Raw genomic sequence first — 13,009 nt, 5'->3', positions numbered from 1 at the left:
CGCAATCATTCAAATCAAAGGCAGGCATACCTATCTAACGGCCTCAGTGCCAGCGGCGATTATGCGCCGCCCGGCAAACATGGAAACGATCGGTCAAGACTTGCGCATTTCCTTCCTTCCTCTGTTCCTGCTTGCGCTGCCGCTGCTGGAAATCGCCGGTTTCGTCATTGTCGGCCGCGAGGTCGGGGCGCTCGCCACGGTCGGCCTGGTGCTGGCTTCAAGCATTGCCGGCGTGCTTCTGCTCCGGCACCAGGGTTTTGGTGTCATGGCGCGGGTCCGCGCCGAGATGGCCGGCGGCGGCGACCCCAGCCGCCAGCTCGCGCATGGCGCCATGATCGTGGTCGCCGCCATCCTGTTGATCATCCCCGGCTTCATTACCGATATTATCGGCCTGCTGCTGTTCCTGCCGCCGGTGCGCGACCTTGCCTGGCGCAGGCTCAAGGGCCGCATCGTCGTCGCGACCGATTTCACCGCCGGCGGTTTTCGCGGTAGGTCGCGCGACAAGGTCATCGACCTCGACGACGGCGACTATTCGCGCGAGGACGATTTCAAGCGCGGTCCCGACCATAACTCGCCGTGGCGCCGCCTGAAGGACGACTGACCGTCGCCTTGAGGACGACTGAGGCTACATCGACCCCTTCGGCCTGAAGGCGGCAAACCTTGTCTTGTCATGCCGACCATGCTAGCCAACGCCCGATTTCAATTCGGTCAGCGCTGCTGTCCAGGCAAAAGGAACAAGGCTCATGGCCAGCAAAGATGACGCGCCGGTCGGCGCCGCCAACGGCAACGGCGAAACGGCGCAGCCGTCGCTCAACGTGCTTGCCCAGTATGTGAAGGACCTGTCCTTCGAAAGCCCCGGCGCGCCGAACTCGCTGCGCGGCCGCGACAAGGCCCCAGGCATTGCGATCAATGTCAATGTCAATGCCAACCCGCTCTCCGACAAGCAGTTCGACGTCAATCTGACCTTGAACGCCAAGGCGTCCTTCGACCAGGAAGTGCTGTTCAATGTCGAACTGGTCTATGGCGGCGTCTTCGCCATCGCCGGCTTCCCGCAGGAGCACATGCTGCCGATCCTGTTCATCGAATGCCCGCGGCTTTTGTTCCCGTTCGCCCGCCAGATCATCGCCGAAGCCACCCGCAATGGCGGCTTCCCGCCGTTGATGCTCGACCCGATCGATTTTGCCCAGATGTTCCAACAGAAGCTGGCCGAGGACCAGGCGGCATCGAAGGTCAAGGTGAGCTGAAGGCAAGCGTCACGCGCATGAGTTGAAAGCCCGGCTTCGTGCCGGGCTTTTATATACTGAGATGCTGGCGGGACAGCACGCCCTCTGCCTTGCCAGGCATCTCCCCCTAAGGGCCCGTTGCGTTATAGGCTTTGGGCGTGGAGAGAGACGGCAAGGGCAATGCGAGGTGGTTTCCGGCGCTGGTTTGTGGCCAGATGGGGTAGGAGTTGGCGTATTCGGCGAATTTCGGGCGCAGTGCGACCCTAGATCAGGTCGCCAGCGTCACCCAGCGACGCATGTTGAAGGCCATGGCGGCGATGAGAACCTGTCCTGCCGCCTTGGCCAGACCGCGATAGCGGATGGCGCAAAGTCGCATGCGGTTCTTTAAGGTGGCGAAGGTCGTCTCGACGGCAAAACGTTGCCGGGCGATCAGTTGGTTGAACTGCTTCAGGCGCGCCGGCAGGCGCGGATGATGCTTGTTGGCCCGCCGCATCAGCCGCGGCTTGATCCCGCGCTGCCTCAGCGACAGCTCGCGCGCCTTGGTGTGATAGGCCGCATCCGCCAGCACCGCGCCTTCGTCGCCACAGATCAGATGATCCGCCTCGACCGTGTCGTTGACGTTGGCTGCTGTCGTCCTCACCCGGCGGATCAGACCAGAACCCTGGTCGACGCCGACATGGGCCTTGTAGCCGTAGGAGGAGCCAGGCTTGCCCTGCCGGCGTGTAAAGCCGGCATCGGGATCGCCGGCATCGCCCGCTTCGTGCGCGGCCCCACTGGGCGGCCGTGCCGCCGCCGTCTCGATCACCGTGGCATCGAGCATCGTGCCGCGCCGCAGGATCAGCCCGGCCTTGTCCAGTTGATGGTCCAGTTCGCCAAACAGCTTCTCCAGAAGCCCGGCCTCCACGAGAAGATTGCGAAAGCGGTTGAGCGTGGTGTGGTCGGGCACCGTCTCCTCGAGCGTCAGTCCAACGAAGCGGCGGAACGACAGCCGATCGGCGAGCGCCTCCTCCAGTTCGTTGTCCGACAGCCCATACAAGGATTGCAGCAGAAGCGCCTTGAACATCACCAGCGAATTGTACGCAGGCCGCCCCGGCCCAGTTGGCGAGCGCAGCCGCGCCAGGATATTCTCGAAGCGATACCACTTCACCAGCGACGACAGCCGGTCCAGTCGTCCGCGCCGACCAAGACCCTGCGGCAGCAGAGCCTCTACAAACTGAACTGACCGCTCGGCTTTGTCGTCATCGCAAAATCCCCGTTTCAAAAACAGGGAATCACATCCACCCAATTTTGCAACAGTCCCCCTAAGGGGGAGATTGGCCGTCATCGCGACCTTCGCCAACTTTAGACGTTGCAGGAATGGGCTGGAGCGGCGAAGCTGCTGATCTCCCCCCTTGAGGGGGAGATGGCCGGCAGGCCAGAGAGGGGTGTGACGGAACGCTACCTCCGCGATCCGTTCACCCCGCCGCCACCTTCAGCCACAGCGCCTTTTCACCCAGCGTCGCCACCAGCCCCGCATGCGCCGCTCGCTCGCCCTCAGTCAGGCGCGGCGGCAGGGCGATTGGCCTGGCGGCGATCGAGATGTCGATGTCGGCAACGTCGCCATTGCTGTTGAGCTGCACCACGACCGCGTCGAGGACAAGTGCGGCCTGCTTGCCGCCGATGAGTTCGATGTAGACCTCGGCCAGGAGCTCGGAATCGAGCAGCGCGCCGTGCTTGGTGCGGTGGCCGTTGTCGATGCCGTAGCGGCGGCAGAGCGCGTCGAGCGAATTGGGGCCCATCGGATGCTTGCGCCGCGCCAGCGCCAGCGTGTCGACGACGCGCCCGGTGTCTATGGCCGGCTGGCCGAGCCGCCCGAATTCCGTGTTGAGGAAGCCGATGTCGAAATTGGCGTTGTGGGCGACGAGCTTGGCGCCGTCGGTGAAGGCGAGCCATTCCTCGGCGATTTCGGCAAAGGTCGGCTTGCCGACGAGGTCGGCGGCGCTGATGCCGTGCACGGCTTGCGCCTCGACATGGACGGCGCGCCCCTGCGGATTGATGAACTTGTGGAAGGTGCGGCCGGTCGGGAAGCGGTTGACCAGCTCGACGCCGCCAAGCTCGATGATGCGGTCGTCGCGCATGTCGAGTCCGGTGGTTTCGGTATCGAAAATGATCTCACGCATAGAATCAACTCACTCCTGGAGGAGTAGAATCATGGAGCGCAACAAAATGGCAATGGGCAATGCCGACAGCCTGCCGTCAGGAGCCTTATGGGCGCGACTTATCCCCCAGGAGTTAGCAGGCGAGCTCAGCGCCCTGAGAGCTCGGCAATGATCGCGCCGACCGCGCTGCGGGCGGCGTCCATGCCTTCACCGGTGTCGATGACGAAATCGGCCTGCCGGCGTTTTTCGGCATCGGGCACCTGCTTGGCCAGGATGGCCGCCAGCTTTTCCTCGCTCATATCAGGACGCGCCAGCACGCGGGCGCGCTGGATATTGGCCGGCGCGGTGACGACGACGACCTTGTCGACACGGTTGCGGCCGCCGGTTTCGAACAGCAGCGGAATGTCGAGCACGACGAGCGGCGCGGCGGCGGCGCGGTGCCTTGCCAGAAAGGCATCGGCATCGGCCCGCACCAGCGGATGGACGATCGCCTCCAATGTCTTCAGCGCAGCAGCGTTGCCGAGCACGCGGCGCGCCAACTCGGTGCGGTCGACCGAACCGGCAATCACGGTGCCGGGAAAGGCCGCCTCGACGAGAGGTGCTGCCTTGCCGGCATAGAGGCGATGCACGGTCTCGTCGGAGTCATGCACCGGCACGCCGGCGCCGACGAACATTTTCGCCGTCGTCGACTTGCCCATGCCGATCGACCCGGTGAGGCCAAGCACGATCATCATTTTGCGCCCATCATTTGCGACCCATCATTTGGCGACGATGTCGGCGACGATCATCTGTCGCAACTCAGGCGTGACCTGCGGCTTCTTGCCGAACCAGCGTTCGAAACCGGGCACAGCCTGGTGCAACAGCATGCCGAGCCCGTCGACCGTCTTCAAGTTTCTCGCGCGGGCAGCGGCAAGCAGCGGTGTTTCCAGCGGCACATAGACGATGTCTGCGACAATGGCGTGAGCTGGCAGGCCGGCCGGATCGGCGGCCAGCGTCGCATCGCCATGCATGCCAAGTGCCGTCGTGTTGATCAGCAAGCCGGCATCGCCAAGCAAGTCGCCGACCGCGCCATGCGCCGAGACGCCGGCCCCGAAGCGGTCGGCGAGTTCCTGCGCCCGCGCCAATGTGCGGTTGACGATGCGGATATCTTTGATGCCGCGCGATTTAAGCGCGTGGATGACCGCGCGCGACGCGCCACCGGCGCCGAGCACCACGGCCGGAGCGTTTCTCTCCCAGCCCCGGGCATGCTCGTCGAGATTGCCGGCAAAGCCGATCCAGTCCGAATTGCCGCCCCACAGCACGCCGTCGTCCAGCCACAGCATGTTGACCGCGCCGATCATCTCCGCCGCCTCGTCGCGGCGCTCGACCCGGGCGAAGGCGACTTCCTTGTGTGGAATGGTGACGTTGCCGCCCTGATAGCCATTGGCCTGGAGGGAAGAGAGGAACTCGGGAAAATCGGCCGGCGCGACATCGATCGCATGATAGCTGCCGTCGATGCCGTATGTGTTCAGCCAATAGCCGTGGATCTTCGGCGAGCGCGAATGCGCGATCGGATGGCCGGTGACGAAAGCTTTTTTCTCAACCATCGATGGCTCCGAGCGCACGCAATTCCGCCAGCACCGGTAACAGCGGCAGGCCGACAATGGTGAAATAATCGCCTTCGATCTTTTCGAACAGCTGGATGCCTTCGCCCTCGATCTGGTAGGCGCCGACGCTCGACAACGCCTTGGCGCCGACGCGGGCCAGGTGCCGGCCGACGAAGGCCGGATCGAGCTTGCGCATGGTAAGGCTGGCGATGCCGACGTGACGCCACAGCACCTTGCCGTTGCGGCAGAGCACGGCGGCGCTGTTCAGCTGATGCGTCTTGCCCGACAGCGCCAGCAGATGGCGGCGGGCGCCTTCCATGTCGGCCGGCTTGTGGAACACTTCATCTCCCAGTGACAAAGTCTGGTCGCAGCCGAGCACCAGGGCGCCCGGTCTGCGTTCGCTGACCTCGGTCGCCTTGGCTTCGGCGAGTATCAGGGCGACATCTTCCGGCGACACACCGCTGTCCTGCAACGGCGCCTCGAGCGCACGCTCGTCGACATCGGCAGGCACCGCTTCGATGCCGAGCCCGGCATTGATGAGCATTGCTTTGCGGAACGGGCTGCCGGAGGCGAGGATGATTTTTTCGGTCATGGGTTCTGGGCCTGGTCGATAGTGGTTGATTGGGGCAGGAGGTCGCGTTGCCATCCCATCATCTATTCTTCCCCCGCAGGGCAACAATGGCTGCCGCGGTCTCTTCGATCGAACGGCGGCTGACGTCTATCATCGGCCAATTGTGGCGGGTGCAGATCTGGCGGGCATAGGCGAGCTCTTCGGCGATCGAGGCACGGTCGACATAATCGGTCGCTTCGTAGGTGCTGCTGTTGCCGAGCACGCGGTTCTGCCGGACATGCGAGATGCGTTCGGCGGTGGCGATTAGCCCGACGATCAGCGGCTTGGTAGCAGCGGCCAGGCTTTCGGGCACCGGCACGCCGAGCACGATCGGGATGTTGGCGGTCTTGATGCCGCGGTTGGCGAGATAGATGCTGGTCGGCGTCTTCGATGTCCTGGAAATGCCGATCAGCACGACATCGGCGTCGTCCATGTTGAGCGGCAGCTGCCCGTCATCATGCTCCATCGTAAAATTGAGTGCGTCGATACGGTGGAAATAATCGGCATCGAGCACATGCTGGGCGCCGACGCGGCGGCCGGCCGGCGTGCCGAGATAGGACTGGAACACGGTGAGGACCGGCTCCAGCACCGAAACGCAGGGCAGCCCCATGGCGGCGCAGCGCTCGTCAATACCGCGCGCCAGCTTCTGGTCGACGACGGTGTAGAGGATGATGCCCGGTTCCTCTTCTATGTCCTCGAAGACTTTCGCCACCTGCTTTTCGGTGCGGATGAGCGGATAGATATGCTCGATGGCGCGCGCATCCTTGTATTGCGCCGAGGCGGCTCGGCCGGCCGCCAGCAGCGTCTCGCCGGTGGCGTCGGAAATCAGGTGCAGGTGAAAGAAGCTCTGGGGTTTGTTCACAGGGGGCGCCTCAGGCTGTGGGCTTGTGTGGATAAACCGGGGCCGCAAAGGCGACCGGCTGGAGGCGACTGTATCAGAAGGCCAGTTGTCCACAATTCGATGCGCTGTCAGCTTCACTGTGCGGTTGGGGACAAATCTGGGGACGGGCGTTTTTGCCAGCGCTTCATCCACAGAGGCGGTTTTTCAGCGGCTACGTCAAACCATTGACTCCAGTGATGGAATCCTGGTCATCCACACTCTTTGACAATCCCGCGGAAGAAACACGCGACAAAATGCTGGCTGGCCTTTTCCAGGGCAAAGCGGGACAGGTGACAACCACCGATACCAACAGACTCTTAGAATCAGAAAATTCTAGAAATAGACTATTTAATTATAGAGAAGGCAGGGAAGAGAGCGCTCAATGCCCGAGAACCGCATCGTGCTGGACGTGCTGAGAGGCGAGGCAGTGTTTCCGCCGCCGCTCTGGATGATGCGCCAGGCCGGGCGCTATTTGCCGGAGTACCGCGAGACCAGAAAGCGCGCCGGGTCCTTTCTCGATCTTTGCTACAATCCTGATCTGGCCGTCGAGGTGACGCTGCAGCCGATCGAGCGCTTCGGCTTCGATGCCTCGATCCTGTTCTCGGACATTCTGGTCGTGCCGCATGCGCTTGGGCGCGATGTCCGCTTCGAGGAGGGCCGCGGGCCGCTGCTGACGCCAATCACTGCAGCTCAGATTTCGGCTCTCAACGGCGAAACGTTTCACGTGAATCTCGAACCCGTCTACGAGACGGTTCGCCGGCTGCGTGCAAGATTGCCTGACGAGACCACGCTGATCGGCTTCTGCGGCGCGCCGTGGACGGTGGCGACCTACATGATCGCTGGCCACGGCACACCCGACCAAGCGCCGGCGCGGCTGTTTGCCTATCGCGAACCGACGGCCTTCAAGCATCTCCTGAAAGTGCTCGCCGACCACTCCGCGGCCTATTTGATCCGCCAGATCGAAGCCGGTGCCGACGTGGTGCAGATTTTCGATTCGTGGTCCGGCGTGCTTGATGATGCGTCTTTCGATCAGTTCTGCGTGCAGCCGGTGGCGGAGATCGTCAGGCAGGTTCGTGCGGTTCATCCCGATGTTCCGATCATAGGCTTTCCCAAGGGCGCCGGCGCCCGCTACGAGACCTATCGTGAGAAGACCGGTGTCACGGGGCTGGGGATCGACTGGACCGTACCCCTGGCGGCGGCGAACGAACTGCAGCGCTCGGGTGCGGTCCAGGGCAACCTCGATCCCTTGCGGCTCGTGGCCGGCGGCAAAGCCCTGTCGGACGGCGTCGATGCGATCCTCAAGGCGCTGGGCGACGGACCGCTGATCTTCAATCTCGGCCATGGCATCACGCCGGAGACGCCGGTGGCACATGTCGAGGCGATGGTGAAGCAGGTGCGGAGCGCGACACGCTGATGGCTCAATCGGATAATACGCGCGGCAACAGCACTCGTGGGGCGATGATGCGCATGACCATCGGCATCGGAGTGCTGGTTGTTCTCACCGCACTTTTGTTTTTCTTTGCGCCTGAGGGTTTCTATCCCTGGGCGAAGGCAATCCATATCCTGGCCGTCATCTCCTGGATGGCCGGCATGCTCTATCTGCCGCGATTGCTGGTCTACCACGCCGACGCAGAGAAGGGGTCCGTCCAATCGGAGACCTTCAAGGTGATGGAGCGGCGTCTGCTGCGCGGCATCATCAATCCGGCGATGATCGTCACCTGGGTGTTCGGGCTTTGGCTTGCCTGGAAAGTGTTTGGCTTTCACGGCGGCTGGCTGCACGCCAAGATAGGCTTGGTGCTGTTGCTGTCGGGCGTGCATGGCTATCTGGCCGGTGCTGTCAGGAAATTCGCCGAGGACCGCAATGAAAAACCGGCGCGGCACTGGCGAATCGTCAACGAGATCCCCACATTGCTGATGATCGCCATCGTCATCCTGGTTGTCGTCAAGCCGTTCTAGGCCCATTTCGGTCGACAAAACGCAGCTTGCTCTTTCCCCCGACCGACGATAAAAGACGGGTCTTCCTTCCCGTCATGCGCCGCCCTTGATTGCTTTCGGCCGCGCCCGGCATTTATCGCATCCAGCCGATATATTTTCCCCAAAGCAGATTCAGAGTCCGTCTATGCAAGAAATGAAACTCGCAGAGTTCAAGAACAAGAAGCCGCCAGAGCTGATCGCCTATGCCGAATCGCTCGAAGTGGAAAACGCCAGCGTCATGCGCAAGCAGGAACTGATGTTTGCCATCCTGAAGAAACTGGCCGCCCAGGACGTCGAGATCATCGGCGATGGTGTGGTCGAGTTGTTGCAGGACGGTTTCGGCTTCCTGCGCTCAGCCAACGCCAATTATCTCCCGGGTCCCGACGATATCTACATCTCGCCCTCGCAGATCCGCCGCTTCTCCTTGAAGACCGGCGATACCGTCGAAGGGCCGATCCGCAGCCCAAAAGAGGGCGAGCGCTATTTCGCCCTTCTCAAGGTCAACACGATCAATTTCGACGATCCCGAAAAGATCCGTCACAAGATCCATTTCGACAATCTGACGCCGCTCTATCCGACCAAGCGGCTGAAGATGGAGATCGACAATCCGACCGGCAAGGACATCTCGTCGCGGGTGATCGACCTGGTGGCGCCGATCGGCAAGGGACAGCGCGCGCTCATCAACGCGCAGCCGCGTACCGGTAAAACGGTGCTGATGCAGAATATCGCCCACTCGATCACGGCCAATCATCCGGAATGCTATCTGATCGTACTTCTGATCGACGAACGGCCAGAAGAAGTGACCGACATGCAGCGTTCGGTGAAGGGCGAGGTCGTGTCCTCGACCTTTGACGAACCGGCGGTGCGCCACGTCCAGGTCGCCGAAATGGTCATCGAAAAGGCCAAGCGCCTGGTCGAGCATGGCCGCGACGTCGTTATTCTGCTCGATTCGATCACCCGCCTCGGCCGTGCCTACAACACCGTTGTGCCGTCCTCCGGCAAGGTGCTGACCGGCGGTGTCGACGCCAACGCGCTGCAGCGGCCGAAGCGCTTCTTCGGCGCGGCCCGCAACATCGAGGAAGGCGGCTCGCTGACCATCATCGCCACCGCGCTGATCGACACCGGCAGCCGCATGGACGAAGTCATCTTCGAAGAGTTCAAGGGCACCGGCAACTGCGAAATCCAGCTCGACCGCAAGGTCGCCGACAAGCGCATCTACCCGGCCATGGACATTTTGAAGTCCGGCACCCGCAAGGAAGACCTGCTGGTCTCCAAGCAGGATCTGCAGAAGATCTTCGTCCTGCGCCGCATCCTGGCGCCGATGGGAACCACGGATGCGATCGAGTTCCTGATCGACAAGCTGAAGCAGACCAAGACCAACGCCGATTTCTTCGATTCGATGAACACGTAAGCTTCTCGTCGGCCATCGTTTCGCATTGAAGCCCCGTTCCGGGAACTGGGACGGGGTTTTTCATTGCGGGGGCAAACAGGTCGCATTTCCGACAGGGCGTGGCCTTGGGCGGCAATTTCCACAGCTGTCGTCATGCGAGTAATCGCGTCTCGAAGATCGGAAGCCGCATGGAGAAAACAATCCCGACCCTGATCGGCTTCTCGGCCATCCTGACATGGTCCTTCCTGGCGCTGCTTTCGACGGCGGCGGGACCGATTCCGCCCTTTCAGCTGGCGGCGATGACGTTTCTGCTTGGCGGGTTGGTCGGCGCGTCGAGCTGGCTTGTCCGTCCGGCGGCGATCAAGTCGCTGCGCCAGCCGTGGCAGGTCTGGGCGCTCGGCACAGCGGGGCTGTGCATCTACCACTGCGCCTATTTCTTCGCCATCCAGTCGGCGCCGCCGGTCGAGGTCAGCCTGATCGCCTATCTCTGGCCGTTGCTGATCGTCGTCTTTGCCGCCTTCCTGCCTGGAGAAAAGCTGAGGGCCCATCACATTGCCGGCGTCATGCTCGGCCTTGCCGGCGCCATTGTGGTGATCACCAAGGGCGGCACGATCGGACTGGCCAATGGTGTGATGAAGGGGCATGTCATCTCGCTGTTCTGCGCTTTCATCTGGGCCGGCTATTCGGTTTTATCGCGCCGCTTTGGCAAGGTGCCGACCGATGTGGTCGTCGGTTACTGCTTCATCACGGCTGCGGTCGCCTTGGTGCTGCACCTCACCCTTGAGACCACCGTCTGGGCACAGACGGCGACGGAGTGGAGCGCCATCGTCATCTTGGGCGTAATACCGCTAGGCGCCGGCTTTTACGCCTGGGACTATGGCTGCAAGCACGGGGACATCATGATCCTCGGCGCCCTCTCCTATGCCGCGCCCCTCTTCTCGGTCATCGTGCTTCTGCTGGCAGGCTTTGGTGTGTTTCACTGGTCGGTGGCTGTTGCTTGCATCCTGATCACGGTCGGAGCGGTGGTCGCGGCCAAGGATTTGCTGTTCGGGCCGCGGTCGCCATCCATTGATGCGACGCCGCTTCCTTCGGCGTTGGACGGAAACACCGGTTGACCTGCCGTCGCAACAGCGGCTCGGTTCCTACGGATCCGGCGCCACGGGCAGGATAGCCGGTGCATAGCTCCGGTCTGCCGGTTGGCGGCCGGATGCCACTGGCCAATGTTCGATCGATTCGCATGCGTTCCGATCGGGGCGACAATATCGGCGTGACGCGGGTCGGGATTCTGATTCGCAGCCGGAACGAAGCTTGCCTGTCGGGGGCGAAGGATCCAGCTTCACGGCTCGGGGCCAGGCACAAGCGTTAACGATGCGGCCTGCGTAGGGCTTGCTGGCCCGCCCAGAACTGCTTGGCGTCGGAATTAGGACCCGCCTGCTCGCACATGGATGACAAGGCGGCTATACAGATTTGGTAATGTCCGGCCGCTCCTCGCGATCGACCTTGATATTGACGAACAGCCGGTTCATGACGGCCGCATACTGTGGGATTGTCGACCGGACAGCTAGGCGACCGGTGAGAACGGGCAAATGATTTCAGGCGATTCGATTGTTGCGCTGTCCAGCGGCCGCCTGCCTGCCGGCATCGCTGTCATCCGCATCTCCGGACCAAGAACTCGATTCGCTGTCGAAACGGTTGCCGACGGCATGATCAAGGACCGGGTTGCGACCCTGCGCAAGCTCCGAACAGTGGACGGGTCGCTTATCGACAACGGCCTGGTGCTGTTTTTTCCGGGGCCGAACAGTTTTACCGGCGAGGATGTCGCCGAGTTCCACGTCCATGGCGGCCGCGCCGTCGCCAGCAAGATGCTGGAGATCATTGCCGGGTTTGACGGCGTGCGTCATGCGGAACCTGGTGAATTTACGCGCCGGGCTCTTCTCAACGGCAAGCTGGATCTGGTCGAGACGGAGGCGTTGGCCGATCTGGTCAACGCCGAAACCGAAGCGCAGCGGCGCTTTGCCGTGCAGAATGCCGAAGGAGTGCAAAGCGAACTCTATCTTGGCTGGCGCCGTCGGCTGATCCATGCACGGGCGATGATCGAGGCGGAAATCGACTTCGCCGACGAAGACGACGTGCCCGGTTCGGTTTCGGACACGGTTTGGTCCGATGTGCGCGCAATGGTGGGCGAGATCGGCCGGCATGTCGATGGCTTCCATGCCGCCGAGATCATCCGTGACGGGTTTGAGGTTGTCATCCTCGGTGCACCGAACGCCGGCAAATCCAGCCTGTTCAACGCGCTGGCCAGGCGTGAGGCGGCGATTGTTACCGACGAGCCCGGCACGACGCGGGACTTGCTCGAAGTGGTGCTGGATCTCCACGGAGTGCGGGTCAGGGTAACCGACACCGCGGGCCTGCGCGAGTCGCCCGGCAAGATCGAAGCGATCGGTATCGAAAAGGCGCGGGCCAAGGCGCACACGGCTGACCTGGTGCTGTTGCTGGAAGATCTGGCGGACCCTACTGCGATCGGCAACATGCCTGTTGACGCCCCGGCTTTGAGAATCGGCACCAAGGTCGATCTCTTGAAAGGTTCGCCGCGATCAGAGGCGTATGATGCGTTGATATCGACGGTGGACGGCACTGGTTTGGCTGAACTGCTGGCTGAGATCGGCAGGCGCGCCGCGGCTGCTATCGGCGATGCCGGTGACATCCTGCCGTCTCGGTTGCGGCATGTGGAGCTGCTCAATGAGACCAGGCGCTTTCTGATCTCGGCTTTGTCGGGGCAAGAGTGCGGCCAGGAGCTACGGGCGGAGGAGCTGCGTCTTGCGGCGGACCGACTTGGCCGGATTGTCGGCGCGGTGGATGTCGAGGACCTGCTGGACGTGATCTTTTCGCAGTTTTGCATTGGAAAGTGACTCACGTGAAACAGGGGGGCGTGTGAGTGACTCACGTGAAACACAGGGGGGCCGCCCTAGTGCGTGTTTCACGTGAAATGAGGAGTTTGGCAAAAACGGCAAGTGCCGAAGGCCGGCCCCGCCCCTCATTGTCCTCCGGGAGAAGATGCCGGCAGGCAGATGAGGGGCAGCGCCAGCCGAGGTAATTGTCGCCGCTTCCCTGACTCACGTGAAACACCTCTGCGACTTTCAGCACTCCGGTCCACGTGAACGAATCAACCTGCAATCCTTGACAGCGTCCTCTCGTGGGGACATGTGTC

General features: G+C 62.4%; 12 protein-coding genes and 2 pseudogenes. 7 read left to right on the top strand and 7 right to left on the bottom strand.

Features of this window, described 5'->3' with window-relative positions; translation table 11 throughout:
- The first annotated feature begins 100 nt into the window (after window positions 1-100).
- Both NKK52_RS24905 and secB read left to right on the top strand, forming a co-directional pair.
- A complete protein-coding gene (locus NKK52_RS24905; RefSeq protein ID WP_023714414.1) occupies window positions 101-601 on the top strand; it encodes an FxsA family protein in 501 nt (166 codons plus the stop codon).
- Window positions 602-743: 142 nt separating this feature from the next.
- A complete protein-coding gene (secB, locus tag NKK52_RS24900; RefSeq protein WP_023672105.1) occupies window positions 744-1,244 on the top strand; it encodes a protein-export chaperone SecB in 501 nt (166 codons plus the stop codon).
- A gap of 247 nt (window positions 1,245-1,491) precedes the next feature.
- Here the strand turns inward: secB and NKK52_RS24895 are convergent.
- From NKK52_RS24895 to NKK52_RS24870, 6 genes and pseudogenes are all read right to left on the bottom strand, one after another.
- Window positions 1,492-2,465 (bottom strand): annotated as a pseudogene (locus NKK52_RS24895) (IS5 family transposase).
- 212 nt (window positions 2,466-2,677) lie between these two features.
- On the bottom strand, window positions 2,678-3,382 hold the full coding sequence (gene dnaQ, locus NKK52_RS24890) for a DNA polymerase III subunit epsilon (protein WP_023672106.1): 705 nt from the start codon (window positions 3,380-3,382) through the stop codon (window positions 2,678-2,680).
- A gap of 125 nt (window positions 3,383-3,507) precedes the next feature.
- A complete protein-coding gene (gene coaE, locus NKK52_RS24885) occupies window positions 3,508-4,092 on the bottom strand; it encodes a dephospho-CoA kinase (RefSeq protein ID WP_023685037.1) in 585 nt (194 codons plus the stop codon).
- Between the two features lie 27 nt (window positions 4,093-4,119).
- Window positions 4,120-4,947, bottom strand: a complete 828-nt coding sequence (locus NKK52_RS24880; protein WP_023685038.1) for a shikimate dehydrogenase — start codon at window positions 4,945-4,947, stop codon at window positions 4,120-4,122.
- Complete coding sequence (locus tag NKK52_RS24875) at window positions 4,940-5,539, bottom strand: Maf-like protein (protein WP_023685039.1); 600 nt, start codon at window positions 5,537-5,539, stop codon at window positions 4,940-4,942. The genes NKK52_RS24880 and NKK52_RS24875 overlap by 8 nt, the downstream gene beginning before the upstream one ends.
- A gap of 58 nt (window positions 5,540-5,597) precedes the next feature.
- On the bottom strand, window positions 5,598-6,536 hold the full coding sequence (locus NKK52_RS24870) for a pyruvate, water dikinase regulatory protein (protein ID WP_488505159.1): 939 nt from the start codon (window positions 6,534-6,536) through the stop codon (window positions 5,598-5,600).
- A 283-nt stretch (window positions 6,537-6,819) separates the two neighbouring features.
- On the opposite strand from NKK52_RS24870, the gene hemE reads away from it, so the two are divergent.
- The 4 genes from hemE to yddG all read left to right on the top strand — a co-directional run bounded on the left by hemE (window position 6,820) and on the right by yddG (window position 10,916).
- Complete coding sequence (gene hemE, locus NKK52_RS24865) at window positions 6,820-7,851, top strand: uroporphyrinogen decarboxylase (protein ID WP_023685041.1); 1,032 nt, start codon at window positions 6,820-6,822, stop codon at window positions 7,849-7,851.
- Window positions 7,851-8,393, top strand: coding sequence for a protoporphyrinogen oxidase HemJ (hemJ, locus tag NKK52_RS24860; protein ID WP_023685042.1), 543 nt, complete (start codon window positions 7,851-7,853; stop codon window positions 8,391-8,393). Before hemE ends, hemJ begins: the two co-directional genes overlap by 1 nt.
- 163 nt (window positions 8,394-8,556) lie before the next feature.
- The gene (gene rho, locus NKK52_RS24855; protein WP_023672113.1) at window positions 8,557-9,822 is read left to right on the top strand and encodes a transcription termination factor Rho; all 1,266 of its coding nucleotides are present in this window, start codon (window positions 8,557-8,559) and stop codon (window positions 9,820-9,822) included.
- A gap of 167 nt (window positions 9,823-9,989) precedes the next feature.
- Window positions 9,990-10,916 carry an aromatic amino acid exporter YddG gene (gene yddG / locus NKK52_RS24850; protein WP_023672114.1) on the top strand — a complete coding sequence of 309 codons (927 nt, stop codon included), beginning with the start codon at window positions 9,990-9,992 and terminating at the stop codon, window positions 10,914-10,916.
- A gap of 277 nt (window positions 10,917-11,193) precedes the next feature.
- Here yddG and NKK52_RS32265 read toward each other — a convergent pair.
- A pseudogene (locus NKK52_RS32265) lies at window positions 11,194-11,336 on the bottom strand (DUF255 domain-containing protein); the annotation flags it as partial.
- A 51-nt stretch (window positions 11,337-11,387) separates the two neighbouring features.
- Between NKK52_RS32265 and mnmE the strand changes: the two are divergent.
- A complete protein-coding gene (gene mnmE, locus NKK52_RS24840; RefSeq protein WP_023672115.1) occupies window positions 11,388-12,710 on the top strand; it encodes a tRNA uridine-5-carboxymethylaminomethyl(34) synthesis GTPase MnmE in 1,323 nt (440 codons plus the stop codon).
- Window positions 12,711-13,009: the final 299 nt, after the last annotated feature.

Source organism: Mesorhizobium sp. C277A (assembly GCF_040324395.1).
Taxonomy (GTDB): domain Bacteria; phylum Pseudomonadota; class Alphaproteobacteria; order Rhizobiales; family Rhizobiaceae; genus Mesorhizobium.
This window is presented reverse-complemented; position numbering and strand designations above follow the sequence as displayed.